The following is a 26,963-nucleotide window of genomic DNA, read 5'->3' on the forward strand; positions in this document are numbered from 1 at the left end:
ACAAAATGAATTGACTTGGTTGTATAGACAACTTAGACTCATTGCTGCACATGGCGCGCTCATGAGCGTGCGCGCCATTTCCAACCAGGAGCCGCCATGAATTCACCGATGCCCCACGACCCCCGCTTCGACCCCACCCGCGTCATCCGCGCCCCGCGCGGCACCGAACTCTCCTGCAAGAGCTGGCTCACCGAAGCCGCCTACCGCATGATCCAGAACAACCTCGACGCCGAGGTTGCGGAGAACCCGCAGGCGCTGGTGGTCTACGGCGGCATCGGGCGCGCCGCCCGCAACTGGGAATGCTACGACCAGATCCTGGCCTCGCTGCGCACGCTGGAAGACAACGAAACCCTGCTGATCCAGTCCGGCAAGCCGGTCGGCGTGTTCCGCACCCATGCGGACGCCCCGCGCGTGCTGCTGGCGAATTCCAACCTGGTGCCCAAGTGGGCCAACTGGGAACACTTCAATGAACTCGACCGCAAGGGCCTGTTCATGTACGGCCAGATGACCGCCGGCAGCTGGATCTACATCGGCACCCAGGGCATCGTGCAGGGCACCTACGAGACCTTTGCCGAAGCCGGTCGCCAGCACTTCGGCGGCGACATGGCGGGCCGCTGGATCCTCACCGCCGGCCTGGGCGGCATGGGCGGCGCGCAGCCGCTGGCCGCCACCTTCGCCGGCGCGGTCTCGCTCAACATCGAATGCCAGCAGAGCAGCATCGACTTCCGCCTGCGCACCCGCTACCTCGACAAGCAGGCGCGCGACATCGACGAGGCGCTGGCGATGGTGAAGGAATACACCGAAAAACGCGAAGCCGTCTCCATCGGCCTGCTCGGCAACGCAGCCGACGTGCTGCCGGAGCTGGTTCGCCGCGCACAAGCTGGCGGTATCAAGCCGGACCTGGTCACCGACCAGACCTCGGCCCACGACCTGATCAACGGCTACCTGCCGCTTGGGTGGACCGTGGAAGAGTGGAAGGCCGCACAGCAGGACCCGGCCCGGCACGCGCGCCTCAAAGCCGCCGCCGCAGCATCCTGCGCCGTGCACGTGCGCGCCATCCTCGACTTCAAGGCCATGGGTTGCCATGCCGTCGACTACGGCAACAACATCCGCCAGGTGGCCAAGGACGAGGGCGTCGAGAACGCCTTCGACTTCCCGGGCTTCGTGCCGGCCTATATCCGCCCCCAGTTCTGCGAAGGCCGCGGCCCGTTCCGCTGGGTGGCGCTGTCGGGCGACCCGGAAGACATCTACAAGACCGACGCCAAGATCAAGGAGCTGTTCCCGCAGCACGCGCGGGTACACCGCTGGCTCGACATGGCGCGCGAGCGCATCGCCTTCCAGGGCCTGCCGGCGCGCATTTGCTGGCTGGGGCTGGGCGAGCGCCACCTGGCCGGCCTGGCCTTCAACGAGATGGTGCGCACGGGCGAGCTGAAGGCGCCGATCGTCATCGGCCGCGATCACCTGGACACCGGCTCGGTGGCCAGCCCGAACCGCGAGACCGAAGCCATGCGCGACGGCACCGATGCGGTGTCCGACTGGCCGCTGCTGAATGCCTTGCTGAACACCGCCGGCGGCGCCACCTGGGTCTCGCTGCACCATGGCGGCGGCGTGGGCATGGGCTATTCGCAGCACTCGGGCGTGGTCATCGTCGCCGACGGCACCGAAGCGGCCGCGGAGCGCCTGGCGCGCGTGCTGGTGAACGACAGCGGCTCGGGCGTGATGCGTCACGCCGACGCCGGCTATGAAAGCGCCATCGAGACGGCCAAGCGCAACGGCCTGAATCTCCCGATGATCAAGTAATCGAGCAAGAACTGAGTACACACATGAACGACTCCCACCTCACCCTGCAACCCGGCGCGCTGGCGCTGGCCGACCTGCGCGCCGTCTGGGCCGCCCATGTGCCCCTGCGCCTGGCGCCGGAAGCCTGGGGGCCGATCAAGGCGTCCTGCGCCCTGGTCGAGAAAATCACCGCCAAGGGCGACCCGGCCTACGGCATCAACACCGGTTTCGGCATCCTGGCCAAGGCCCACATCCCGAACGACCAGCTGGAAGCCCTGCAGCGCAACCTGATCCTGTCGCATGCGGTCGGCACCGGTGAACTCATCGCCGACAAGGTCGTGCGCCTGATCCTGCTGACCAAGATCGGCAGCCTGGCACGCGGCTATTCGGGCGTGCGCCCCCTGATCATCGAAACCCTGATCGCCCTGTACAACGCCGGCATCATGCCGGCCATCCCCGCGCAAGGGTCGGTCGGCGCCTCGGGCGACCTGGCGCCGCTGGCGCACATGACGCTGGCCATGCTGGGCGTGGGCCCGGTGCGCTACAAGGGCGAGCTGATGGATGCGAAGCAGGCGCTGGGCGCCGCCGGCATCGAACCGGTGACCCTGGCAGCGAAAGAGGGCCTGGCCCTGATCAACGGCACCCAGGTCTCGACTGCGCTGGCGCTGCACGGCCTGTTCATGGCCGAGCGGGTGCTGGAAGCGGGCATGGTGGCCGGCGCGCTGTCGGTCGACGCCGCGCGCGGCAGCGATGCGCCGTTCGACGCGCGCATCCACGCGGTGCGCGGCCAGCCGGGCCAGATCGCCGCCGCAAGCATCTACCGCGAACTGGTGGCGGGCAGCGCCATCCGCGCCTCGCACCTGGTGGGCGACGAACGCGTGCAGGACCCGTACAGCCTGCGTTGCCAGCCGCAGGTGATGGGCGCGGCCATGGACATCATCGCCAACGCCGGCCGCACCCTGCTGATCGAATCGAATGCGGTCACCGACAACCCCTTGCTGTTCCCCGAGGATGGCGCGATCCTCTCGGGCGGCAACTTCCACGCCGAGCCGGTGGCCTTTGCCGCCGACACGCTGGCGCTGGCCATCGCCGAGGTCGGTGCGCTGTCCGAACGCCGCATCGCGCTGCTGATCGACGCCAATCTGTCCGGCCTGCCGGCCTTCCTGGTGCGCGAGCCGGGCCTGAATTCGGGCTTCATGATCGCCCACGTAACCGCCGCCGCGCTGGCCTCGGAAAACAAGTCGCTGGCCCATCCGGCGAGCGTCGACAGCCTGCCGACCTCGGCCAACCAGGAAGACCACGTCAGCATGGCGACCTTCGCGGCGCGCCGTCTCGACCAGATGGCGCACAATACCTCGGTGATCGTGGGCATCGAGCTGCTGGCGGCGGCGCAGGGCATCGAATTCCACCGTCCCCTGAAGAGTTCGGAGCACCTCGAGCACGTGCACGCCCAGTTGCGCACCAAGGTGGCGCCGTACGACGCCGACCGCTTCTTCGCGCCCGATATCGAGGCCGCGCGCCTGATGGTGGTGAACGGCGAGCTGTCCGCATCGTGCAAGGAACTGTTCACGGTGCTGCACCCTTAACATCCCAATTGGAGAGGCAATGGATTTCCGGTTCAAGGCAGGCAGGCTTCCCATCCTCGTGTCGATGCCCCACGCGGGCACCGACATCCCGGACGACGTCGCAAGCACGATGTCGCCCTGCGCCGCCGCGCGCGCCGACACCGACTGGCACCTGCCCGAACTGTACGGCTTCCTGGAAGAGATGGGCGTGTCGACCATCTCGGCGCGCTGGTCGCGCTACCTGATCGACCTGAACCGCCCGCCCGAGGACACCAACCTGTATCCCGGGATGGATACCACGGGGCTGTGCCCGGTCGACACGTTTGGGCGTGAAAGCCTCTACCTGCCGGGCCGCACGCCGGACGATGCCGAAGTGCGGCGCCGGCTGGAACGCTACTGGATGCCCTACCACGCACAGCTGGGCGCGGAGCTGGAGCGCCTGAAGCAGCAGCATGGCCGCGTGGTGCTGTGGGATGCGCATTCGATCGCATCGACCGTGCCGCGCTTCTTCGAAGGCCGCCTGCCGGACCTGAACTTCGGCACCGCGGACGGCAAGTCCTGCGCCCCCGGACTGGAAGCCGCGGTGGTGGGCGTGGCGCGCGCCCAGGACCAATTCAGCATCGCGGTCAACGGCCGCTTCAAGGGCGGCCACATCACCCGCAAGTACGGCCAGCCGGAGCAGGGCGTGCACGCGATCCAGCTCGAGATGTGCCAGTGCCTGTACATGAACGAAGCGCCGCCTTTCGAATACCGTCCGGATGTGGCGGCGCAGGTGCAGCCGCTGCTGAAGGACATGATCGGCAGCGCCGCAGGGTGGGCAACCGGGGTGCGCGCATGAGGGCCCTGTTCGCCCGCCATGCGCTGCTGCCTGAAGGATGGCGGCGCGACGTGCTGCTCGAATGGGATGCCCACGGCGACCTGACCCGGGTCGATGAACGGGCAGCGCCACCGCTGGGCGTGGCGCGTGCCGACTACGTCCTCCCCGGCATGGTCAACCTGCACTCGCACGCCTTCCAGCGCGCGCTGGGCGGGCTGACCGAGCGCGCCGGCGAGGGGCCCGACAGCTTCTGGACCTGGCGCGACCTGATGTACCGCTTCGCCGCGGGCATCACGCCGGAACAGATCGAGGCCATCGCCGCCCAGCTGTTCGCGGAATGCCTGCGCCATGGCTACACCGCGCTGTGCGAATTCCACTACCTGCAGCGTGCGCCAGGTGGCGACACCTACGCGCGTCCGGCCGAAACCGCCGAGCGCGTCGCGGCGGCGGGGCTGGCGACCGGCATGGGCTTGACCATGCTGCCGGTACTGTACAGCCATGCCGGCTTCGGCGAGCAGCCGCTGCGTCCCGAGCAGGGCCGCTTCCGCACCGGCGTCGACGACGTGCTCGGCATCGTGGAGGCGCTCCAGCCCTTGCGCAACGGCCAGCTCGAAGTCGGCGCCGCGCCGCATTCGCTGCGCGCGGCGACCATTGCGCAAATACGCGAACTGGCATCCAGCCTGCCGGCCGGACGCCCCCTGCACATCCATATTGCGGAACAGATGCCCGAAGTCGAGCAGAGCATTGCTTATTCGGGCCGCCGTCCGGTCGAGTACCTGATGGAGGAAGCCGCTATCGACGAACGCTGGTGCCTGGTGCACGCCACCCACCTGAACGAGGCGGAAATGGCGGCGATTGCCCGCAGCGGCGCCGTCGCCGGCCTGTGTCCGACCACCGAAGCCAACCTCGGCGACGGCCTGTTCCCGCTGCAGCCCTTCATCGAGCTGGGCGGACGTTTCGGCATCGGCAGCGACAGCCATGTATCGCAAAGCCCGGTCGAGGAGCTGCGCTGGCTGGAATATGGCCAGCGCCTGGTGCACCAGCGCCGCAATATTGCCGTATCGGCTCACCCGGCACGTCAACAGCGCGACGTCGGCCAGTACTTGTGGCAGACTGCCCTGCGCGGCGGCGCGCAAGCGGCCGGGCGCAAGGTGGGCGCGCTGGCGGAAGGCCTGCGCGCGGACCTGCTGGTGCTGGACGGGAGCCATCCGAACCTGGACGGCGCGGCCGACGAAGAGGTGCTGGGCCGCTTCCTGTTCTGCGGTAACGACAACCTGGTGCGCGACGTGCTGTGCGGCGGGCGCTGGGTGGTGCAGGGCGGCCGCCATGTGGCGCAGGACGCGATCGCCCGGCGCTACCGCCAGGCGATGAACGAATTGCGTGAGCTGAGTTGAGCTTAGTTGATCTGAGTGAGGTGGGCCAATGACCGTACTGATTCCCTTCGCAGGTTTGTCGCCGGTGCCATGGAAAAACGGCGGCGGCAGCACGACCGAAATCGCCATCGGCCCGCCGGATTCCGGCTTCGAGGATTTCGAGTGGCGCGTGAGCCTGGCCACCATCGAGAAGGATGGCGCCTTCTCCTTGTTCCCGGGCGTCGACCGCACGCTGGCCCTGGTCGAGGGCCATGGCATGCTGCTGGAGATCGACGGCGAACCAAGCCTGGTGACGGAGGCCGAACCGGTGGTGGCCTTCGACGGCAGCTCGGAGGTCACGGCAAAACTCAGCCGCGGCGGCAGCACCGACTTCAATGCCATGACGCGCAGCGAGCGCTGCTACCACACCTTCGGCCGGCGCCGGCTGACGGGCGACTCGACCTTCGTTGCACGTGCCGATGTCACGGTGCTGTTCCTGGCCGAAGGCGATACCCTCGAACTGCGCAACGAGAAGGAGCGCATCGGCCTGGTGCGCTACGACGCGGTGGTGCTGGAGCCGGGTTCGGTGTGGAAGCTGGAAGCGGGGCAGGGCATGATCTACATCGTGGATATCTGGTACCACGAGGAAGAAGACGAAGCATCGTATGAGTGAAGTGGCCGAGCTGCTGTTTACCAACGTGAATCTGGCCACGATGGTCGATGGCTATGGCGAACTGCCGGATGCCGCGCTGGCGGTAAAAGATGGCCGCATCGCCTGGCTGGGCCCACGCGCCGAAGCGCCAAAGGCCGCCGCGGAACACGACTGCGGCGGCGCCTGGATGACGCCGGGCCTGGTCGACTGCCACACCCACATCGTCCACGCCGGCAACCGCAGCAACGAGTGGGAAGCGCGCCTGAACGGCGCCAGCTACGAAGACATCGCGCGCCAGGGCGGCGGCATCATGTCGACCGTCCGTGCCACCCGCGCGGCCGACGTCGACACGCTGCTGGCGCAAAGCCTGCCGCGCGTGGCCAGGCTGCTGTCGGAGGGCGTCACCACGCTCGAGATCAAGTCCGGATACGGCCTGGCGCTCGAGCCCGAGGCACGCATGCTGAGCGCGGCGCGCGCGGTTGCCGAACGCCTGCCGGTGCGGGTCGTCACCACCTTCCTCGGCGCCCATGCGCTGCCGCCGGAATTCGCGGGGCGCGCCGACGACTACGTGGGCGAGGTGTGCGAACACATGCTGCCGCAGCTTGCCAGGGACGGCCTGGTCGATGCGGTGGACGCCTTCTGCGAGCGGATCGGTTTTACCAACGCGCAGACCGAGCGCGTGTTCCTGGCCGCGCGCAGGCTCGGCCTGCCCGTCAAGCTGCATGCCGAGCAGCTGTCCGACCAGCAGGGCGCCGAACTGGTGGCGCGCTACCAGGGTTTGTCGGCCGACCACCTCGAGCACCTGACCCAGGCCGGCATCGACGCCATGGCGCGCGCCGGCACCGTGGCCGTGCTGCTGCCGGGCGCGTACTACTTCCTGCGCGAGACGGTGCAACCGCCCATCGCCGCCTTGCGCGACGCAAAGGTGCCGATGGCGGTGGCCACCGACTGCAATCCCGGCACCTCGCCGATGACTTCCCTGCTGCTTGCCATGAACATGGCCTGCACCCTGTGGCGCCTCACGCCCCAGGAAGCGCTGCAGGGCGCAAGCTGCCACGCCGCACGGGCGCTCGGCCTGCACGCCGACATCGGAACGCTGGAAGTGGGGAAGCGCGCCGACCTGGCCTTGTGGGACATTGCCCGTCCGGCCGACCTGGCCTATGCCATGGGCTCGAATCCCTGCCGCGCCGTGGTCAACGGCGGCGTGCTACGGCCGGCGCACATTGCAGTCTGACGCGTAGCGGAGACAGGGCAGCTTTATCCGTTACGCATTCACAAGCAAGCCCCGTCCAGAATCCTCTTCGCTTGACTCGGATCAAACTGCGCAATTCCAGCTCAGGAATTATCACTTCAAGGGCAACACAAACACTCTCGTAACAAGGGTAACCAGATGTAAGCTTTAATTGCTCGTTAAGAATCCGCGCCTATAGTGAAAGCGTGTGATTCACCATCTCCCCTCCCCATTTGACAAAATGGGTTCGCCCACGGCGCCTCACGGCCCCGTGGGTTTTTCTTTGGGCTGCTAGATTCGGCGCTCGGCCAGGGCGTTCAGGGTATTGCCTGTCAGGCGGCAGATGCGCCAGTCGGGCAGGATGTCCGCGCCCATCTGCTGGTAGAAACCGATGGCCGCTGCGTTCCAGTCCAGTACCGACCACTCGAAGCGGCCGCAATTGCGCTCCACCGCGATCTGGGCCAGGCGGGTCAGCATCTTCGTCCCGTAGCCCTTGCCACGGTGCGACTGGCGCACGTACAGGTCTTCGAGATACAGGCCCTTCTTCGTCAGGAAGGTCGAGAAATTATGGAAGAACAGCGCGAAGCAGACCACGTCGCCGTCTTCCTCGCCGATGATGGCTTCGCAAGAAGGACGGGCGCCGAACAGGCCCTCGTGCAGCAGGGCTTCGGTGGCCACCACCAGGTGTTCGAGTTTTTCGAACACGGCCAGCTCCACGATCATGGCGTGGATGTGCGGTACGTCGGAGGCGTGGGCAGGACGGATGGTAAAAGTGGTCATGGTGTTTCGAGAGGATTGTTCAGGGTTGCGGATTGCACGGGTTTGGCTGCGGGTGCGCGCAGGGCCCAGGCCACGCTGGCCAGGCACAGGATCATGCCGGCGAATTCGACCGGGCCAGGGCGGTAGCCTTCGAGCTTGATCGACAGCAGCACGGACAGTACCGGCGTGATGACGCCGATGTACACGGTCTTCTGCGCGCCGATGCGCCCGATGAGGGTGAAGTAGGCAAAGAAGGCGATCACCGAACCGAAGATCGACAGGTAGAACAGGCCGGCCCAGTACGTAGGGCTTGCCGGCAGCACGAAGCGGTCGCCGTGCAGCACCAGCCACACCGTGACCAGGCAGGCGCCCCACAGCATCGACCAGGCCATGGTGAGCGGAAGGTTCTCGCACTGTTCCTTCACCTTGGTGACCACGATGCTGCCGGCCGAGCTGGCGATGGTCGCGGCCAGCGCCAGCACCACGCCGGCGATGAAGGCCGGGCTGCCACCAAGCTGGTAGTCGCGCCAGGCGGTGCCGATCGAATGCCAGAACAGCAGGGCGACGCCGGCGATGGCCACCACGCCGCAGCCGATCGTGCGGCGGTTGATGCCGGTGTTGAAGAACAGATGGCTCAGGAGCGGCGTCCAGAACACCATCAGCGCGAACACCACCGCCACCAGGCCCGATACCACGTATTGCTCGGATTGATAGGTGCAGAGGTAGGAGATGCAGAAGGTGAGCACGCCCTGCAGCGCCATCCAGCCATGGGTGCGCAGCGGCAGGCGCAGGCTGTCGCGGCGCACCAGGCAGATGACGAACAGCGTGGCCGCCGCCAGGAAGAAACGGTAGGCCACCGACACGGCGGGCGGTGCTTCTCCCAGCTGCAGGGTGATGGCGTAGAAGGTGGAGCCCCAGATCAGGGCGGCGACGGTGAACAGGACGGAAGAGGGCATCGCGGGAGTATACGTGCTCCCGCGCGTTCCCGCACTCCTAATACAATCCGGCTTTTTGTCAGTACGCGAGCTTCATCCGGCGGTACAGGAAGGACAGCACGAACAAGGGCCCAATCAGCAAAAAGCGCAGGTCGTCGAAGAACGAAGGTTTCTTGCCTTCGATCTTGTGGCCGATGAACTGGCCGATCCAGGCCACCACGAAGATCGCGATCGACACCGGCAGCACCGTCATGTCGGGCATCAGCGCCAGTACGCCCAGCATCACGGCGCTCATCACGCCCATGCCGATCGCAAAGCCGCGCGACAGCTTCGTGTAGTAATAGAGCGAGGCGAGCGTGGCCGCGATCGCTACCACCGGGTGGATCGCCCACAGGATGCCCAGCAGGCTCAGGACGATCAGCGGGATGCACGCGAAGTGGATGATCTCGTTGGTGTGGTTGCGGTGGCTGTCGGCGTAGCGTGCCAGCAGGATGTCGATTTCGCGTGGCTGTGAAGCGTGATCCATGGGTGTCTCCGGCGTTTTTATTTGAAGGCGATTCTACACCGTCTCCGCCTGCACATTCGCCGCCGGCAGCGCGGTCCGCGGCGCCTGCAGGCGCAGGTTCGGATGGTTGGCGAACAGCTCGGAAATCCATTCGACGAAGACCCGCACCTTGGCCGACAGGTGGCGGTTCTGCGGATAGACCACGTGCACCGCGATCGGGTCGCTGCTCCACTCCGGCAAGATCTGCACCATCCTGCCGGCGGCAATGTGCTGCAGCAGCAGGTAGTCGGTCATCATGATCACACCCAGGCCCGCCAGGCCGGCCTGCACGTAGGCGTTCGAATCGTTGAGCGCGATGCTGCCGGGGAGGTCGACCTCGATGCGCTCGCCGTCGCGGGTGAAGTCCCACTTGGAGATCTTGCCGGTCTTGGCCGAAAAATAATTGACGCAGCGGTGGCGGTCCAGGTCGCGCGGGTGCTGCGGCATGCCGAAGCGCTCGATGTAGCCGGGGGCGGCGGCGGTGACGAAGTTGATCACGCCGATGCGGCGCGCGATCAGGTTCGAGTCGACCAGTTCGCCGCCCCGCACGGCGCAGTCGACTCCTTCCTCGACCAGGTCTACCGGCCGGTCGGTGCTGCCCAGTTCCAGCGTGATGTCCGGGTATCGCTCGAAGAACGCGGGCAGGGCGGGGATCAGGATCTCGGAGGCCAGGCCGGTGGGCGTGTCGATGCGCAGGCGTCCGCTCGGGCTGAGGCGGTGGCGCGACAGCGATTCCTCGGCGTCGCGCACGTCCGACAGGATTTGCACGCAGCGCTCGTAATAGGCGGCGCCGTCCGAAGTGATCATCACCTGGCGCGTCGTGCGGTGCAGCAGCTTGACGGCCAGTGTGGATTCCAGCGTCTGGACCAGGGTCGACACCGTCGCCTTGGGCAGGTTCAGCATCTCGGCGGCCTTGGTGAAGCTGCCGCAGTCGACGACCTGGATGAAGACTTCCATGGCCTGGAGCTTGTTCATGATGGATATTTCCTTCCCGCTTAGCTCGATTGTTCGGCAATGTGAACAATCAATTCGTTATCGCCATCTTTATCTGATTGTAGATCATGGATATAGTGTGTGCATCGCAACAAAAAGTAAACACACCACGGAGCTGGACATGAGCATTCGAGACGGAATCTTCACCACGGTAGCAGTCGCCCTGAGCGGGGTAGCGCTGGCAGGCCTGCTGGGGACCGACGCCTATTCGCAGGCTGCCGGCGCGGAAGCGCGCGGCCTGAAGGCACTCTCGATGCAGGTCGAGATGCGCTGCGACGACCCGTGCGGGAATAGCGAAGCGGGCCGCTGGGCCGTGGCCAGCGAAGGAGCCCGGCCATGAGCGCGGTGCTGGACGACGTCCAGGCGCGTGTGGTCGAGGTGCGCGAACTCGAAGTCGGCGGCGCCGAAGGCCCGCTGGCCGCGCGCCTCTATACCGCCGGCGAAGGGGCGGACAAAGCCGCCAGGCGCGACACGCTGATCGTCTTCTTCCACGGCGGCGGCTTCGTCTCGGGCGACCTGCAGGAAGCGGATGACGTCCTGCGCAACATCGCCCAGTGCAGCGAAGAGCGCGCGGTGCTCGCCTCCAACTACACGCTGGCGACGGTGAAGCCTTTCCCGGCCGCGGTGGAAGACGCCCACGCCGTGCTGCTGTGGGCCACCAAGCACAAGGCGAAGCTGGGCTGGTCCGGCAAGAAGCTGGTGGTGATGGGCATCGAGGCCGGCGCCAACCTGGCCGCCGTCTGCGCCCTGATGGCGCGCGACCGCGCCGCCCCCAAGCTGGCCGGCCAGATCCTGATCATGCCGATGCTCGACCCGGGCCTGTCCACCTGCTCGATGCGCCAGATGAACCAGTGCCCCGACCGCGAAAAGGTGACCAGCGACTGCGCCGCCGCCTATCGCGGCTACCTGCCGCACGCGGCCGACCGCGCCCACCCGTATGCCTCGCCGCTGCGCTCGACCCGGCTCAAGAACCTGCCGCCGGCCCTGATCCTCTCCGCCGAGGACGACCCATTGTGCGACGAAGCCGAACAATACGGCGCCAAACTGATCAACGCCGGCGTACGCACCACGGTGCGGCGCATGCCGCCGGCCCCCCTGCAGGACCCCGACGGGCGCAACGAATGTGCATGCAAGGTGCACGCGCTCGGCGAGATCGGCACCTTCCTTGCCGCACTGGATCGCTGACCGTCCAGCACCAGTCTTAACACATACCGCTTCCCACACTACCGTGCCTTGAAGGGCAGGGGGAGGCCCCGTTTTTCCCAAAATTCGTCGCTCGATGCGACGTGAGGGAGCGTTTTACGAAAGAGGTGAACCATGACGATGCACCTGCCCAGCACGCGCTGCCGATGTAGGCCCTGAGGCCAGCCCACCGGCCGCGCCGAGCGCGCGGCCTCCCTGCCAGTAGCGAATCCGCCATCCACGCCTGAGGGCGCGGACAGGGCCCCCTTTTTCTCTCCTCCGGCAACCGTGCCGGCGGCGATAGGGATCTTTTTGTCTTTTTATTTAGTCGTGAATAAGAAAGGTTGATCATGAAAAACCAACGAAACATGGGCAATGTCAGAACGCTGGTCGGGATGCTGGCAGCTGTCGGCCTGGCCGGAGCGGTCCTGGCCGGCTGCGCCGATGCCAACAGCAAGGACGATGCCGCCGCCGCCGCGGCGCCCGCCGCACCACCGGTGTCCGCCGCGCTCGTCATCGAAAAGCCGGTGGCCGAGACCCAGGAATTTTCGGGCCGCCTGGAAGCGGTGGAAACCGTCGACATCCGCCCGCGTGTCAGCGGCTACATCACCGCCGTGAATTTCAAGCCGGGCGCCGAAGTGAAGAAGGGCGACGTCCTGTTCGTGATCGACCCGCGCCCCTACCAGGCCGAAGCCGACCGCGCCGGCGCCGCCGCCAGCGCCGCCCGTGCCCGCGCCGGCCTGGCGCGCCTGGAACTGCAGCGCGCCGAACTGCTGCTGGCGGACAAAGCCATCGCCCAGCGCGAGTTCGACGAAAAGGCCGCCGCCCAGAAGGAACTCGACGCCAATGCGAGAGCCGCCCAGGCCCAGCACGAAGCCGCGCGCCTGAACCTGTCGTACACCCGCATTACCGCGCCGATCGACGGCCGCGTGTCGAAGGCCGAGATCACCCTCGGCAACCTGGTCGACGCCAGCGCCGTGCTGACTTCCGTGGTGTCGCTCGACCGCATCTACGCCAGTTTCGACGGCGACGAACAGACCTACCTGCGCGTCGGCGCCCGCGACCAGCGCGCCAAAGGGGCAGTGGTGAAGGTCGGCCTGGCCAACGAAGAAGGCTTCCCGCACGAAGGCAAACTCGAATTCGTCGACAACCAGCTCGACGCCCGTACCGGCAGCGTGCGCATGCGCGCCACCCTGGCCAACCCGGACCGCGCGCTGGCTCCCGGCCTGTTCGCCCGCGTGCAGGTGGGCAGCGGCGTGGCCAACCAGGCCGTGGTGATCAACGATCGCGCGGTCGGCACCGACCAGAGCCGCAAGTTCGTGGTGGTGGTGGGCGCGGACGGCAAGGCCGAATACCGCCCCGTGACCCTGGGTCCGATGGTGGACGGCATGCGTGTGGTGCGCTCGGGCCTGAAAGCCGGCGAGAAGATCGTCGTCAACGGCCTGCAGCGCGTGCGTCCGGGCGCGCCGGTCACGACACAGATCGTGCCGATGGACGCCGACCCGGCCCTGGCAAAGGCCAAGGGCGAGCAGGTCGCCATGAACACGAGCGGCGAGGAGTAAGACCATGAACTTCTCACGCTTCTTCGTCGACAAGCCGATCTTCGCGGTCGTGCTGTCGGTGATCGTTTTTGTGGGCGGCCTGATCGCGATTTTCCAGCTGCCGGTGTCCGAGTATCCGGAAGTGGTGCCGCCGTCGGTGGTGGTGCGGGCCCAGTATCCGGGCGCGAACCCGAAGGTGATCGCCGAAACCGTGGCCGCGCCGCTGGAAGAGCAGATCAACGGCATCGAGGACATGCTCTACATGAGCTCCCAGAACACCTCGGATGGCGCCCTGGCCCTGACCCTGACTTTCGCGATCGGCACCGATATCGACCGCGCCGAGAGCCAGGTGCAGAACCGGGTGCAGCGCGCGCTGCCGCGCCTGCCGGAAGAGGTGCGCCAGATCGGCGTCACCACGGTGAAAAGTTCGCCCAACCTGACCATGGTGGTGCACCTGAATTCGCCGGACGGCCGCTATGACGACCTGTACCTGCGCAATTACGCGGTGCTGAACATCAAGGACCAGCTGGCGCGCCTGAACGGCATGGGCGAAGTCCAGCTGTTCGGCTCGGGCGACTACGCCATGCGGATCTGGCTCGATCCGCAAAAAGTGGCGGCGCGCAACCTGACCGCCGGCGACGTGGTCGCCAGCATTCGCGAGCAGAACGTGCAGGTCGCGGCCGGCGTGGTCGGCCAGGGGCCAGCCAAGGACGCCCAGTTCCAGCTGACCGTCAACACCCAGGGGCGCTTATCAAACGTCGAGGAGTTCGGCGACATCGTGGTCAAGGCCGGCGAGGACGGCGCGGTCACGCGCCTGAAGGACGTGGCGCGCCTGGAGATGGGTTCCAGCTCGTATGCGCTGCGCTCGCTGCTGAACAACAAGTCGGCGGTCGCGATCCCGATTTTCGAAGCGCCGAATGCCAACGCGCTGCAGCTGTCGACCGATGTGCGTGCCACGATGGAAGCCTTGTCGAAAGACTTCCCGGAAGGCGTCGAGTACAGCATCGTGTACGACCCGACCCAGTTCGTGCGCGAGTCGATCGACTCGGTGATCAAGACCCTGCTGGAAGCCGTGGTGCTCGTCGCCCTGGTCGTGATCGTGTTCCTGCAGACCTGGCGCGCCTCGATCATCCCGCTGCTGGCAGTGCCGGTGTCGGTGGTCGGCACCTTCGGCGTGATGCTGATGTTCGGCTTCTCGATCAACACCCTGTCGCTGTTCGGCCTGGTGCTGGCGATCGGTATCGTGGTCGACGACGCCATCGTGGTGGTGGAAAACGTCGAGCGCAACATTGGCAACGGCTTGTCGCCGCACGATGCGACCATCCAGGCCATGCGCGAAGTGTCCGGCCCGATCATCGCCATCGCGCTGGTGCTGTGCGCCGTGTTCGTGCCGATCGCCTTCGTGTCGGGCCTGACCGGGCAGTTCTACCGCCAGTTCGCACTGACCATCGCCATCTCCACCGTGATCTCGGCTTTTGTGTCGCTGACGCTGGCGCCGGCCATGTCCGCTGCCCTGTTGAAGAGCCACGACGCGCCGAAGGACGTCCTGACCCGCGGGATGGACAAGGTCTTCGGACGCTTCTTCGCCGCCTTCAACCGTTTCTTCGGCCGTGCCTCGCACAGCTACGAGGGCGGCGTGAAGACCGTCCTGCGCCGCAAGGTCGCGACGCTGGGCGTCTATGTCGCGCTGGGCATTGCTGCGGTCTTCATGTTCAAGGTCGTGCCGCCTGGCTTCGTGCCGGCCCAGGACAAGGGTTACCTGATCGGTTTCGCCCAGCTGCCCGATGCCGCCTCGCTCGACCGCACCGATGAAGTGATCCGCAAGATGTCCAGCATCGCCAAGGAGATCCCGGGCGTGGAATCCTCGATCGCCTTCCCGGGCCTGTCGATCAACGGCTTCACCAATGCGCCGAATGCCGGCATCGTGTTCACCGGCCTGAAGCCGTTCAGCGAGCGCAAGGGCAAGCCGGAGCAGTCGGCCGAAGCCATCGCCGCCGAGATCAACAAGCGCATGGGCACGGTCGAAGACGCCTTCGTGATGGTGCTGTCGCCGCCCCCGGTGAATGGCCTGGGCACCACCGGCGGCTTCAAGCTGATGCTGGAAGACCGCGGCAACCTCGGCTACGACGAGCTGTATAAAGCCACGCAGGCGCTGCAGGCCAAGGCTTGGGGCACCCCGCAACTGGCGGGCGTGTTCTCGAGCTTCCAGATCAACGTGCCGCAGCTGTTCGCGGACGTCGACCGCGTGAAAGCCAAGCAGCTCGGCGTGCCGCTGGCCACCATCTACCAGACCTTGCAGGTGAACCTGGGCTCGCTGTACGTGAACGACTTCAACCAGTTCGGCCGCACCTACCAGGTGCGGGTGCAGGCCGATGCGCAGTTCCGCTCGCAGCCGGAGCAGATCGCCCAGCTGAAGGTGCGCAACGACAAGGGCGAGATGATCCCGCTGTCCAGCCTGATGACCGTGAAGGACAGCTATGGTCCGGACCGCGTCCAGCGCTACAACAACTATGTGGCGGCCGACATCAACGGCGGCCCGGCGGCCGGCGTGTCCTCGGGCCAGGCCCAGGCCATCATGGAACAGCTGGCCAAGGAAACGCTGCCGAAAGGGATCGCCTACGAATGGACCGAGCTGACCTACCAGGAAATCCTGGCCGGTAACACCATGATGTATGTGTTCCCGCTGTGCGTGCTGCTGGTGTTCCTGGTGCTGGCCGCCCAGTACGAAAGCTGGACCCTGCCGCTGGCCGTGATCCTGATCGTGCCGATGTCGATCCTGTGCGCACTGGTGGGCGTCAAGCTGACCGGCGGCGACAACAACATCTTCACCCAGATCGCCCTGTTCGTGCTGGTGGGGCTGGCCTCGAAGAACGCGATCCTGATCGTGGAATTCGCCAGGGAACTGGAAGACCACGGCCGCAGCGTGTTCGAAGCCGCACTGGAAGCATCGCGCCTGCGCCTGCGTCCGATCCTGATGACCTCGATCGCTTTCATCATGGGTGTGGTGCCGCTGGTGTTCTCGACCGGCGCCGGCGCCGAGATGCGCCATGCGATGGGTGTGGCGGTGTTCGCCGGCATGCTGGGCGTGACTTTCTTCGGCTTGTTCCTGACGCCGCTGTTCTACGTCCTGCTGCGCAGCTTCGCGAAGCGTTTCGAGAAAAAATCGCCGGTGGCGCAAGCCAAGGCCCCGGTGCTGGACCTGGAAGGAGTGCACTGAGATGAAAAGCATGATTGCACGGGGTGTGGCCCCGCTGTTGGCCGCACTGTTATTGACGGCCTGCGCCACGCCGGAGTTCAAGCAGCCGGCCGTCGAGACGCCAACCGCCTTCCGTAACACGCAGGTGCCGGCGGCCATCGAGGTGGAAGGCATTGAGGGCACGCGCTGGAAGCCGGCGCAGCCCGCCGAGCAGCAGCCGCGCGGCCAGTGGTGGCTGGCTTTCAATGACCCGGCGCTGAGCGCCCTGATCGAGGAAGCCGGCGCCAACAACGCCAACCTGGCGGTGGCGGCAAGCCGCGTCAAGCAGGCCAGGGCGATCGCCGGCATCGCAGCCGCCGACCGCGTGCCCCAGATCGGCGTCGGCATCGGCGCCCAGCGCGCCCGTCCATCGGCGCTGGAAGCGAACCTGCCGCAGGGCTCGAGCACCCAGGCGGTGAACACCTACACGGCGCAGCTCAGCGCCAGCTACGAGGTCGACCTGTTCGGCCGCGTGGCGGCCGGGGTGTCGGCGGCGCGCAGCGATGCGGCGACCTCCGAAGCCAACTACCGCTCGGTGCTGCTGGCCTTGCAGGCCGACGTGGCGCAGACCTACTTCCGCCTGCGCGCCCTCGACGCCGAGCTGGATACGCTGGCGCAGACCGTGCGCCTGCGCGAGGAATCGGTGAAGATCACGCAGCGCCGCTTCGACCTGGGCGACATCGGCGAGTTCGACCTGTCGCGCGCCCGTACCGAGCTGGCCACCGCGCGTGCCGAGGCAATCGGCCTGCAGCGCCAGCGCGCCACCGCCGAGCATGCGCTGGCGGTCTTGCTGGGCAAGCCGGCCTCGCACTATGTGGCCGGCCCGAGCCCGCTGCTCGACGCCGCCACGCTCCCGGGCATCCCGGCCGGCCTGCCGTCCTCGCTGCTGGAGCGCCGTCCCGACATCGTCGCCGCACAGCGCGCGATGGAAGCCTCGAACGCCCGCATCGGCGTGGCGCGCGGCGCGATGTTCCCTTCCTTGAGCATCAGCGCGGCCGGGGGCGGCGTCGGCGGCGCCTTCTCGGAGGTGTTCAAGTGGAGCAGCCGTTCGTGGGTGCTGGGCTTGCTGACCTCGATGCCGATCATCGACGGCGGCCGTAACCGCGCCAACGTCGAACGCAGCGAAGCGGTGCTGGAAGAATCGGTCGGCACCTACCGCCAGAGCGTGCTCACCGCGTTTGCCGAGGTCGAGGACAACCTGGCCGGCCTGCGCATCCTCTCCGGCCAGGCCGAGCAGATCGACGCCGCGCTGGTGGCGGCGCGCCGTTCGGCCGACCTGGCGCAGAAGCTGTACGACGCCGGGCGTTCGAGCTACCTCGAGCTGCTGGACGCGCAGCGCAACCTGGCCGCGGTCGAGCGCACTGCGGTCCAGCTGCGCGGCAACCGTGCGGTGACGACGGTGGCCTTGATCCGCGCGCTCGGCGGCGGCTGGGATGCGGGTCGTGTCGACAGCAATGCCATTGCAATGAAGTAGTTCTTGTAGCTTCAAAAGTTCTGCCCTTTGCGGCGAGTGCGTGAGTGCTCGCCGTTTTTTTCGTCCGGCTACAATCGTGGCCATGACAAACTCCACACCTTCCTTGACCGGCCTCGCGCCAGTCATCGCGCGTGACACCCGCGTGCTCGTCCTCGGCAGCTTTCCCGGCGCCGCCTCGCTGGCTGCGGGCCGCTACTACGCGCATCCGCGCAATCAGTTCTGGCCCCTGATCTCGGCCGTGGTCCAGGAAGACCTGGCAAGCCTGCCCTACGAGGAGCGCTTGCCGCGCCTGCTGGCGCACCGCTTCGGCCTGTGGGACGTGCTGGCCGGCTGCGAGCGCGAAGGCAGCCTCGATTCAGCCATCCGCAACCCGGCCGCCAACGATTTCGAACGCCTGCGGGCGCTGTGCCCGGAACTGGAAACGGTGGGATTCAATGGCCAGGCATCGGGCAAGTTCGCGCCGCAGTTCGCGGCCGCCGGCTACGCTACCCTCGTGCTGCCGTCGAGTTCACCGGCGCACATGGCGATGTCGTTCGACCAGAAGCTGCAGGTGTGGCGCAGGCTGACGACCGCGCGAGAAAACCTGCAACACAGACTATCCCCGCAGCCTTCACTGTTCTAGTTGGATTGGCTGAGGTCTTCACGCTATCCGTGGAACCCGGCTTCGCGCTGATGACGTGCGGCGAGAATCAGAATGGCATCGCTGGCGATTTCATGGCTGTAGAGCGCGACGTAGCCGGTTCTGCCTTGAGAAATGACGAGTTCTCGCATCTCGTGTTCGGCTTGGCGACCGATTAATGGATGCCGGGCGAGTATCGTGATGGCCTCATCAATGAGATCAAGTGCCTCCAGTTGTGCCTCGAGGCCTTCGTCCGTAAGGAAGTCACTGATGCGCTCCAGATCGGAAAGTGCGCGGCTGGAATAACTTCGAACGCCTAACAATTCCCCCGATGGCTGCGTTGCATTGTCTCGCCGTACTAGCTTACTGTCTTCGACAATGCGCCTTGCCCTCGGGTTTTTGTTAGACGTTCTTATTCCCGCCATGGCTTCTTGATCGGTCTGCTGGTTTGACCATCCTTGAGGCGCTGGCGCAAATACGCGCGCACATCGTCGGCGTCATGTCCCAGACCTTCGTGCAGCATCTCAGCCTTGGCTTCATGCGCTTGCGCAACAAAGCTCGCGCGTTGCTCGACTGCGTGAGCGGCCCGCCGGATTGCCTCGACCATGAAAGCGTGGGGACTCAGGCCAAGCTCCTGGGCAGCGGAAACGGCACGCTGCTTCAGTTCATCAGGAAGTTTCAGTGAGGTAGTTGTCATCGTCAGCTCGCATCTTTCGGGTGCTACCAAGGTAACACCTTTGCGCGCGAAGTTCAAGCGCGCCGGGTGGCTGGGCCGCTGATACTCCAGTCGGGCGTCAACGGAGTTGCGCCCCCGTCGCGCTCACCCGCCTCAACTGCGCCAGCTTGGCCGAATACAGCTGCCGCATGTCCTGCCGCGTGCTGTTGTCGACCGCTTTGGCGATCTGATCGCGCGCATGCTTGAGGTCGCCTAGCCGCAGGTGGGCCACGCCGTGCCAGAACAGGAACTCGTCGTTGTAGGGCGCGCGCTTGAGCTCGCGCGCGAACAGGGCCCTCGCCTTGTCGAAGTCGCCCGCGCGCAGGGCCAGCATGCCCTGGTCGAAGTGGTGGTAGGGCGGGAAGGGTTCGATGCCGGCGATGCGCTGTGCCAGCGCCGAGGCCTCGGCATGTTTGCCCAGCGTGGCCAGCACCGGCTGCAGGTTGCGCATGACCATGACGTTTTCGGGCTCGCGCTGCAGCGCCGCGCGGTAGGTCTGTTCGGCCAGCGCCAGTTCGCCGTGCCGGTCGTAGATCACGGCCAGGGTGTTGAGCGCCGGTATCAGGCCTGGACGCTTGGCCACCGCTGCGCGCGCCCACCAGTAGGCGTCGTCGATGCGGTCCTGCACCAGCATTTCGGCCGCGCGGTTGTTCATGTAGAGCGCGACGATGTCGTCTTCGTCCAGGTCGCGCGCGCGCAGGCGGGCGGCTTCGTCTTGCGGGATGAAGTCGACGATCAGGAATTCGCCCAGGCCGCTGCCGCCATGATTGCCAAGGACGCCGCTGTCCGCGGCCTCGCCGACCGCGATGTTGACGTGGGCGCTGCCCAGGTACAGGCCGGCCTTGCGGCTCCAGGCATTGCCCACGTCGACGCTGCGGAAGCGCACCGGCATCTTCAGTTCTTTTGCAAAGGCCGCGGTCATGATCACCAGCGAGAGACAGTTGCCGGTGCGGTCGGCGAAGGTCTCGGCGGCGGTGCGGGTCTTCGAGGATTCGTATTCGAGTTGCAGGTCGGTCTTGCTGTACAGCGCATCGACCAGGCCGCGGCGGTGGCCGCTCTGGCGCAAGTGCCGGTTGAAGGACTGGCTGTTCAGGTAGCTGCGCATTGCCGGACTGAGGGCGAATAGGTCGCCGGCACCGACCGGTTCGGCCGGCGGCGCGAAGCGCGCATCGGCGAAGGGAGGGAGGGGTGCGGCGGGCGGCTGCACGCTGGCGCAGCCGGCCAGCAGGGACAGGGACAGCGACAGCAGGATGGCGATAATCTTCATGACTCACTCCCCGGAATACTTACAGGCAGTATCTGCCTGTGCAGGAGTGATGTAAAGATATGTACTTACTCTTCGTGGAAGGCGTCCACCAGTTCGTCCAGCAGCTCGCCCGTTTCCTCGTCGGACAGTCCCAGGTAGGCGCAGGCTGCGGCGCCGCCCTTGTTCCACTCGAGCGACTCGGCATGGCCCTGGTAGCGGCAGATCGCGCTCTCGGCCAGCACCGACAGGGCGACCAGCGAGCGCACCGCGCCGGCGCTCGCGGCGTCGTCGAGCACGGCGAAATCGTGGTGGTGCAGGATGGCCCAGCCGACGTCGGCCGACAGGCCCCAGTTGCGCGCCAGCAGGCAGCCGAGCGCGGCGTGGGAGGTCGCGTGGCGCTCGTCCTCCAGCGCGGTGAACGGCCGCCCGGCGTCGAGCGACGCGGCGGCGTAGGTGGCGGCGTAATCGGGGAAGCGCTCCATCAGCAGCGGTACGCCGGTGTCGCAGAACAGCCCGAAGGTGTGGGCCACGTCCGCCTCGCCGATGCGCAGGCGGCGCGACAGGAACACCATGGCTTGTGCGCGCCGGGTACTGATATCCCAGAAGCTGGCCAGTGCGGCGCTGTTGGCGGGAATCGCCTGGCGCGCCAGCAGGCCGGTCATCAGGGCGGCGACCTGGTTAATGCCCAGGAACAAGATGGCCTGCTCGATCGACTTGGCCTTGCGGCGGCCGCCATAAACCGCCGAATTGGCCAGCTTGAGCAAGGCTCCCGACATGCCGACGTCGCTCGCCACGATCCTGCCGATCGCTTCCGGAGAAGGGTCTTCCGAGGACAGTTCGCGCTGCATGTCAGCGAGCAGGCTCGGCCGGGGCGGGATGCGGATCGACTTGATCAGGGCATCGACCTGGTCGAGTTGCGGGACGGGATCGGCGACGGTATTCATGGGGGCGGGCGGGCAGACGGGGAGGACGGATTGCACTATACCCCAGGCCTGATTTTATTGCAGCAAAGCAATGTGCAAGCCTTATCTATCAAACACTATTTTGTGTCACAACACCAACGCGACAGCGAAAATGCGGCCGGGTTAGAATCCGCGCATGGCCATTTCGACAATAGCAGGAATCGACTTTTCCCAGCCGGCGGAGCGTGTCGCGCGCCAGCTGATCGGCGTGACCGTGCTGGTGGACGGGGTCGGCGGCAGGATCGTCGAGACCGAAGCCTACGACCGCGAAGACCCGGCCTCGCACGCCTTTTCCGGTCCCACCGAGCGCAACGCGGCGATGTTCGGCCCGCCCGCCCATGCCTATGTCTACCGCTCCTACGGCATCCACTGGTGCCTGAATTTCGTGTGCCGCGAAGAAGGGCATGGCGCAGGTGTGCTGATCCGGGCGCTGGAGCCGGTCGCCGGCCTGGATACCATGCGTCTGCGCCGCGATGCGGATGACGAGTGGCTGCTGTGTTCCGGCCCGGGCAAGCTGTGCCAGGCCCTGGGCGTGACCCGCGCCCTCAACGGCACGGCCCTGTCCGAGGCGCCGTTCGAACTGCTGCCGGGCGCGCCGGGACTGGAAATCGTGGCCGGGCCGCGCATCGGCATCTCGAAGGCGATGGACGTGCCGTGGCGCTTCGGCTTGGCCGGTTCGCGTTACTTCAGCCGGCCGTTCCGCTGAGGCGTCAGGCGCGCCGGCTGCGCTGGGGCTGAGTGCCTTTGGCGGCAGCTGCCGGCAGGGCCGCCACCGGGCGCCCGCGCATCGCGCTGCCGGCCCCGCGCCGCTCCTGCAGGCCATGGAAGCCCTCGTCGCCTTCGCAGTCGATGTCTTCTTCGGCCTGCACGCTCTCGAGGTCCGCAGCCTCGCTGCCGTCGAACTTGAAGATCGCGACCGCCTTGGCCAGGTTGACGGTCTGCTCGTGCAGGCTTTCCGCCGCGGCCGCGGCCTGTTCCACCAGCGCCGCGTTCTGCTGGGTCATGCCGTCCATCTGGCCGACCGCCTTGTTGACTTCGGCGATGCCGTCGGCCTGTTCGGTGCTGGCGATGCTGATGCGGCCGATGATGTCGTTCACCTGGCGCACCGAGGCATTGATGTCGCCCATGCTGGCGCCGGCTTCGCTGACCGAGGCGCTGCCATCCTCGATGATCTTGACCGAGTCGGCGATCAGGCCCTTGATCTCGCGCGCCGCCGCCGCCGAGCGCTGGGCCAGCGTGCGCACCTCGGCTGCCACCACCGCGAAGCCACGCCCCTGCTCGCCGGCGCGCGCCGCTTCCACCGCCGCATTCAGGGCCAGCAGGTTGGTCTGGAACGAGATGCCGTCGATGACGCTGGTGATCTCGACGATCTTGCGCGAGCTGGCCTGGATCGATTCCATGGTGGCCACCGCGCGGCCGACCGCCTGGCCGCCGTTCGAGGCCAGCTGCTGGGCCTCGGCCGCGAGGCTGGACGCCAGCCGCGCGTTGTTCGCGTTTTCCTTCACCGCCGTGGTCAGCTCTTCCATGGTGCTGGCGGTCTGTTCGAGCGAGCCGGCCTGCAGCTCGGTGCGGGTCGACAGGTCCAGGTTGCCGCTGGCGATCTCCTTCGAGGCGGTGTCGATCGAATGCACCGAATGCAGGATGCTGTGCAGCGCGCCGTTCAGGCGCGAGATGGAGTGATCGAGCGCGCGCGAGGTGTCGGCGATTTCGTCGCGCCCGTTGCCAGGCGTGCCGGACTGGCGCAGGCGGCCTTCGGCCAGGTCGTTCACCACCGTGGCGATCGAGTGGATGTCCGCCAGCATGGCGCGCCGCACCAGCATCGTCACCACCAGCGACAGGGCGATCGACAGCAGCACCAGGCCGGCCATGGTGATGCCGAGCGTGCGGAACTCGGCCTTGGCGGCGGCATGCGCTTCCACGCTCAGCTTCTTCTCCAGCGCCGCCAGGTTCTGCAGCCCGGCGTCGAGGGCGACGAACTGCTTCTCGGCCTTCTGCATCGAGTTGGTGGCGATCGACTGGTCGACCTGGGCCAGCTCGATGGTCTCGGCGACCATCTTGCGATAGCTCGCCAGCGCCGCCAGCGAATGCTCGATCGGCGTGCGTTCGCCCGCTGCGGCCCCTTTCAACAGGTCGCCCAGCCTGGTGCCGATCGCCACATGCTTCTTGTTGATGTCGGCGGTCAGCGCGGCCAGGCGGTTCTGGGCGAAGCTGCCGTTCACCCAGGCCAGCAGCTGGTAGATGTTGGCGTGTGCAAAGCGCGCTTCGCCCGCCACGTCGGCCACTGCCTGCAGGCGCGCGGCGCGCACCTGCACCATGTGTTCGAGCGAGGCGTTCTGGCGCACCATGCCGTAATAGGCGGCGGCCGACAGCATCATCAAGAGCACCAGCACCAGGCCCGGGGCAAGCAGGAGTTTCGGGCCGATCCGCAGTTTATTCAGCATGCTTGACTCCGGGCGTGGACGAAGGTTTTCAGATCACTTCTTTCAGATCACTTCTTGTAGATGCCGACTTCGAGCACCACGTCGTCCACCCGCTGGATGAAGGTGGTTTTCGGCTCGATCTTGCCGCTGGTCGGGTTCTTGTACTGGTAGTCGACCCAGCCCTTGCCCTTGGCGGCGGCCAGTTCGATGATCTCGCGGCGGTACTTCTTGCCGTTCGCATCCGGCACGTCGGTCAGGTCCTTGCCGACGATCGAAGGGTTGTACGGGTGCGCCAGCACGATCCCGGTCTTCAGGTCGCGAATGTCCATGTACAGCTCGCCCTGGACGTATTCCGCATCCTTGGCATTAATCTTCTTCATCATTTCGTCCTTGCCCTTGGCCTTGACCAGGGCAACGCCGCGCTCGACCATCGCGATGGCGTCCTTCTCGGTCGGGCCATTGGCCAGGGCAGGGGCGGCGGCGATGGCGAGGCACAGGGCGGCCACGGTGCTGGACAGTTTGGCAAACAATTTCATGTTGACTCCTTGAGTGGAATGTTCTGAGACCAATATTGCTAAAGTGCATTGGCAAATGTACCGGGGGTGGAGAAGAGGCGGATTGCGGTGGCGCAATCGCATTACGCAGCGCGCTAGGAACGTTGCGCATTGGTGTCAGCAGATGCTGACAGTGCGTTCGCAATGCACAGCGCATGCAATGCGGGACCAGCTGTTGTTTCGAAATGAAATCATTGTTTCGGTGCAACGTACTCATGTAAAATCGTCAGCTTTGTTGACTGGCCGGCATGAAACTAGAGAAACAAGTTCACTTCAAGGAGCAGTCGCCGGCGCCGGCCCACCTGGCCTACCGGCGCGATATCGACGGCCTGCGCGCCGTCGCCGTGCTGTCGGTGCTGCTGTTCCATGCCTTCCCGTCCGTGCTGCGGGGCGGCTTCATCGGCGTCGACGTCTTCTTCGTCATTTCCGGTTTCCTGATCACCAGCATCCTCCTGCGCGAGCTTGACGCCGGCAGCTTCAGCTTCGCCGGCTTCTATGCGCGCCGCGTGCGGCGCATCTTCCCGGCGCTGCTGCTGGTGCTGGGATCCTGCCTGGCCTTCGGCTGGCTGGCGCTGTTCCCCGATGAATACGAGCAGCTCGGCAAGCACGTCGTCGGCGGCGCCGGCTTCGCCGCCAACTTCTTCTACTGGGCCCAGGTGGGCTACTTCGACACCGCGGCCGACACCAAGCCGCTGCTGCACCTGTGGTCGCTCGGTATCGAAGAACAGTTCTATATCCTGTGGCCGGTGATCCTGCTGCTGGGCTGGCGCTTGAAGGCCAGGCTGTTCGTGGTGGCGGCCGTGCTGGCGCTGGCCTCGTTCGCGCTCAACATCGGCGGCATCGCCGATCATCCGAGCGCCACCTTCTATTCCCCGGCCAGCCGAGCCTGGGAGCTGCTGCTGGGCGCCGGCCTGGCCTGCCTGCATGCACGTCCTGCCGTTTCCGCAAGCCGGCTTGCGCGGGTATCGCCCAACCTGCTGGCCTGGAGCGGCGCGGCCCTGCTGGCGGCCGGGCTGGCGCTGATCACGCGCAAGGACCAGTTCCCCGGCTGGTTCGCACTGATGCCGGCGCTGGGCGCCGTTCTCTTGATTGGCGCCGGACCGCAGGCCTGGTTCAACCGCGTGCTGCTGTCGAACCGCCTCATGGTCTGGATCGGGCTGGTCAGCTATCCGCTCTACCTGTGGCACTGGCCGCTGCTGTCCTTCGCCCAGATCATCGAGTCGCGCGAGCCGGCGCCCGCGATCCGCGCCGGGGCGCTGCTGCTGGCGCTGCTGCTGGCCTGGCTGACCTACCGGGTGGTGGAACGCCCCCTGCGCGGCGGCAGCGGGCGCGGCAAGGTCGCAGCGCTGTGCGCGCTGATGATCGGCACCGCCGCGGTCGCCGGCTATATCTACCTGAACGACGGCCTGCCGACCCGCAAGCCGGTCCAGGACAACCTGGCCAACCACAAGGCACTGGTGCTGGTCGAGGACAAGGCCAACGCCGAGGCCTGCAAGAAACGTTACGGCTTCGATTCGAACTACGAGTACTGCCTGCAGGCCGACGTGGCGAAGGACCCGACCGTGGTGCTGCTGGGCGACAGCCACGCCTACCACGTCGTCGCCGGCCTGACGAAGTACTACAGCAGCGTCGGCGAGAACCTCCTGATGCTGGGCACCCGCCATCCCTACTGGGGACTCGACCCGCAGGGCGATCCCTACCAGCAGGCGACCCAGCCGATGCTGGAACTGGCGCTCGGCATGCCCTCGGTGAAGACCGTGGTGTTCTCGACCCACCTGCGCTTCGGCAGCGCGCCCGAGCACCGCGTCTGGGTGGATGCGGCGCGCGAAACCTTCCGCCGCTTCAGCGCCGCCGGCAAACAGGTGATCTTCATGAACGACGTGCCGATCATCAGCTTCGACCCGCGTTCGTGCATCAAGCGCGCCGGCGTGGCCTCGTCGGCCACCCGGGTGCCGTGCGCGATCACGCGCGCCGAGTGGGAGCAGCAAGTCGTGCAGCACCGCGAGATCCTGGGCGGGTTCGCCCGGGAGTTCCCGCAGGCCGCCTGGTTCGATGCGTCCGCCGCCCTGTGCGACGACAGCAGCTGCCGCGCCATGATCGACGGGCGCCTGATGTACCGCGACACCAACCACCTCAGTTATGACGGCGACCTGCTGGTCGGCAGGCACTTCGCCGAATGGATGCGCCGGCGCACGCCGCGCCAATGACAGAAACGGCCTGGACACTGCGTTCCAGGCCGACCTGTCCAGTATTTGTCCCGTTCTGTGCTCTCCTTGTTTTACCTCCCCCGATAGGACCTTTCTGATTGATTGACGGCAACTCTCCATAATTTCCGCAACGTAAGATGAATTCTTCCCGGCAACGCTTTTCCTCAGCCGGTTCTTTCAT

Annotated in this window: 24 protein-coding genes; 14 read left to right on the forward strand and 10 right to left on the reverse strand. The window is 66.4% G+C overall.

What is annotated here, in order from left to right; all coding sequences use genetic code 11:
- The first annotated feature begins 96 nt into the window (after window positions 1-96).
- From hutU to hutI, 6 genes are read left to right on the forward strand one after another with little or no spacing between them, the layout of a single operon-like run.
- Window positions 97-1,800: a urocanate hydratase gene (hutU, locus tag AC56LU_RS04880; RefSeq protein WP_497174479.1), complete on the forward strand. Its 1,704-nt coding sequence runs from the start codon at window positions 97-99 to the stop codon at window positions 1,798-1,800.
- A 23-nt stretch (window positions 1,801-1,823) separates the two neighbouring features.
- Window positions 1,824-3,365 (forward strand): histidine ammonia-lyase, encoded by a 1,542-nt coding sequence (hutH, locus tag AC56LU_RS04885; RefSeq protein ID WP_497174480.1) that lies wholly within the window; start codon window positions 1,824-1,826, stop codon window positions 3,363-3,365.
- Between the two features lie 19 nt (window positions 3,366-3,384).
- On the forward strand, window positions 3,385-4,182 hold the full coding sequence (hutG, locus tag AC56LU_RS04890) for an N-formylglutamate deformylase (protein ID WP_497174481.1): 798 nt from the start codon (window positions 3,385-3,387) through the stop codon (window positions 4,180-4,182).
- The gene (locus AC56LU_RS04895) at window positions 4,179-5,555 is read left to right on the forward strand and encodes a formimidoylglutamate deiminase (protein ID WP_497174482.1); all 1,377 of its coding nucleotides are present in this window, start codon (window positions 4,179-4,181) and stop codon (window positions 5,553-5,555) included. The genes hutG and AC56LU_RS04895 overlap by 4 nt, the downstream gene beginning before the upstream one ends.
- Window positions 5,556-5,583: 28 nt before the next feature.
- Window positions 5,584-6,186: a HutD/Ves family protein gene (locus AC56LU_RS04900; RefSeq protein ID WP_497174483.1), complete on the forward strand. Its 603-nt coding sequence runs from the start codon at window positions 5,584-5,586 to the stop codon at window positions 6,184-6,186.
- Window positions 6,179-7,399, forward strand: coding sequence for an imidazolonepropionase (gene hutI / locus AC56LU_RS04905; RefSeq protein ID WP_497174484.1), 1,221 nt, complete (start codon window positions 6,179-6,181; stop codon window positions 7,397-7,399). The genes AC56LU_RS04900 and hutI overlap by 8 nt, the downstream gene beginning before the upstream one ends.
- A 288-nt stretch (window positions 7,400-7,687) precedes the next feature.
- Here hutI and AC56LU_RS04910 read toward each other — a convergent pair whose 3' ends face one another.
- Genes AC56LU_RS04910 through AC56LU_RS04925 form a run of 4 tightly spaced genes read right to left on the reverse strand, consistent with a single transcriptional unit; the run spans window position 7,688 to window position 10,609 of the window.
- Window positions 7,688-8,176: a GNAT family N-acetyltransferase gene (locus AC56LU_RS04910; protein WP_497174485.1), complete on the reverse strand. Its 489-nt coding sequence runs from the start codon at window positions 8,174-8,176 to the stop codon at window positions 7,688-7,690.
- The gene (locus AC56LU_RS04915) at window positions 8,173-9,111 is read right to left on the reverse strand and encodes a DMT family transporter (protein ID WP_497174486.1); all 939 of its coding nucleotides are present in this window, start codon (window positions 9,109-9,111) and stop codon (window positions 8,173-8,175) included. Before AC56LU_RS04915 ends, AC56LU_RS04910 begins: the two co-directional genes overlap by 4 nt.
- A gap of 58 nt (window positions 9,112-9,169) precedes the next feature.
- Window positions 9,170-9,616: an Mpo1 family 2-hydroxy fatty acid dioxygenase gene (locus AC56LU_RS04920; protein WP_497174487.1), complete on the reverse strand. Its 447-nt coding sequence runs from the start codon at window positions 9,614-9,616 to the stop codon at window positions 9,170-9,172.
- 33 nt (window positions 9,617-9,649) lie between these two features.
- Window positions 9,650-10,609, reverse strand: a complete 960-nt coding sequence (locus AC56LU_RS04925) for a LysR family transcriptional regulator (RefSeq protein WP_497174488.1) — start codon at window positions 10,607-10,609, stop codon at window positions 9,650-9,652.
- A 139-nt stretch (window positions 10,610-10,748) separates the two neighbouring features.
- Here AC56LU_RS04925 and AC56LU_RS04930 point away from each other — a divergent pair, with 139 nt between their 5' ends.
- The 6 genes from AC56LU_RS04930 (at window position 10,749) to AC56LU_RS04955 (ending at window position 18,681) form a co-directional block, all read left to right on the forward strand.
- Complete coding sequence (locus tag AC56LU_RS04930) at window positions 10,749-10,967, forward strand: hypothetical protein (protein WP_497174489.1); 219 nt, start codon at window positions 10,749-10,751, stop codon at window positions 10,965-10,967.
- The gene (locus tag AC56LU_RS04935; RefSeq protein ID WP_497174490.1) at window positions 10,964-11,812 is read left to right on the forward strand and encodes an alpha/beta hydrolase; all 849 of its coding nucleotides are present in this window, start codon (window positions 10,964-10,966) and stop codon (window positions 11,810-11,812) included. Before AC56LU_RS04930 ends, AC56LU_RS04935 begins: the two co-directional genes overlap by 4 nt.
- 347 nt (window positions 11,813-12,159) lie before the next feature.
- Window positions 12,160-13,371 carry an efflux RND transporter periplasmic adaptor subunit gene (locus tag AC56LU_RS04940; protein WP_497174491.1) on the forward strand — a complete coding sequence of 404 codons (1,212 nt, stop codon included), beginning with the start codon at window positions 12,160-12,162 and terminating at the stop codon, window positions 13,369-13,371.
- Window positions 13,372-13,375: 4 nt separating this feature from the next.
- Complete coding sequence (locus tag AC56LU_RS04945; RefSeq protein ID WP_497174492.1) at window positions 13,376-16,567, forward strand: efflux RND transporter permease subunit; 3,192 nt, start codon at window positions 13,376-13,378, stop codon at window positions 16,565-16,567.
- A 1-nt stretch (window position 16,568) separates the two neighbouring features.
- Window positions 16,569-18,059 carry an efflux transporter outer membrane subunit gene (locus AC56LU_RS04950; protein WP_497174493.1) on the forward strand — a complete coding sequence of 497 codons (1,491 nt, stop codon included), beginning with the start codon at window positions 16,569-16,571 and terminating at the stop codon, window positions 18,057-18,059.
- Window positions 18,060-18,141: 82 nt separating this feature from the next.
- Window positions 18,142-18,681: a DNA-deoxyinosine glycosylase gene (locus tag AC56LU_RS04955; RefSeq protein ID WP_497174494.1), complete on the forward strand. Its 540-nt coding sequence runs from the start codon at window positions 18,142-18,144 to the stop codon at window positions 18,679-18,681.
- 23 nt (window positions 18,682-18,704) lie between these two features.
- Here the strand turns inward: AC56LU_RS04955 and AC56LU_RS04960 are convergent, their stop codons facing one another.
- From AC56LU_RS04960 to AC56LU_RS04975, 4 genes are all read right to left on the reverse strand, one after another.
- Window positions 18,705-19,103 (reverse strand): type II toxin-antitoxin system RelE/ParE family toxin, encoded by a 399-nt coding sequence (locus AC56LU_RS04960; protein WP_497174495.1) that lies wholly within the window; start codon window positions 19,101-19,103, stop codon window positions 18,705-18,707.
- Complete coding sequence (locus AC56LU_RS04965; protein ID WP_497174496.1) at window positions 19,091-19,375, reverse strand: CopG family ribbon-helix-helix protein; 285 nt, start codon at window positions 19,373-19,375, stop codon at window positions 19,091-19,093. The genes AC56LU_RS04960 and AC56LU_RS04965 overlap by 13 nt, the downstream gene beginning before the upstream one ends.
- Before the next feature lie 97 nt (window positions 19,376-19,472).
- Window positions 19,473-20,660 (reverse strand): tetratricopeptide repeat protein, encoded by a 1,188-nt coding sequence (locus AC56LU_RS04970; protein ID WP_497174497.1) that lies wholly within the window; start codon window positions 20,658-20,660, stop codon window positions 19,473-19,475.
- A 65-nt stretch (window positions 20,661-20,725) separates the two neighbouring features.
- A complete protein-coding gene (locus AC56LU_RS04975) occupies window positions 20,726-21,583 on the reverse strand; it encodes an HDOD domain-containing protein (protein WP_497174498.1) in 858 nt (285 codons plus the stop codon).
- Window positions 21,584-21,737: 154 nt separating this feature from the next.
- Between AC56LU_RS04975 and AC56LU_RS04980 the strand changes: the two genes are divergently transcribed.
- On the forward strand, window positions 21,738-22,307 hold the full coding sequence (locus AC56LU_RS04980; RefSeq protein ID WP_497174499.1) for a DNA-3-methyladenine glycosylase: 570 nt from the start codon (window positions 21,738-21,740) through the stop codon (window positions 22,305-22,307).
- Between the two features lie 4 nt (window positions 22,308-22,311).
- Here AC56LU_RS04980 and AC56LU_RS04985 read toward each other — a convergent pair whose 3' ends face one another.
- Both AC56LU_RS04985 and AC56LU_RS04990 read right to left on the reverse strand, forming a co-directional pair.
- Entirely contained in the window at window positions 22,312-24,042 is a 1,731-nt protein-coding gene (locus tag AC56LU_RS04985; RefSeq protein WP_497174500.1) for a methyl-accepting chemotaxis protein, read from the reverse strand.
- A 47-nt stretch (window positions 24,043-24,089) separates the two neighbouring features.
- A complete protein-coding gene (locus AC56LU_RS04990; protein ID WP_497174501.1) occupies window positions 24,090-24,557 on the reverse strand; it encodes a cache domain-containing protein in 468 nt (155 codons plus the stop codon).
- A 266-nt stretch (window positions 24,558-24,823) separates the two neighbouring features.
- Between AC56LU_RS04990 and AC56LU_RS04995 the strand changes: the two genes are divergently transcribed.
- Window positions 24,824-26,782 carry an acyltransferase family protein gene (locus AC56LU_RS04995; protein WP_497174502.1) on the forward strand — a complete coding sequence of 653 codons (1,959 nt, stop codon included), beginning with the start codon at window positions 24,824-24,826 and terminating at the stop codon, window positions 26,780-26,782.
- The last annotated feature ends 181 nt before the right edge of the window (window positions 26,783-26,963 follow it).

The organism is Telluria sp. PB2R4, assembly GCF_059685695.1.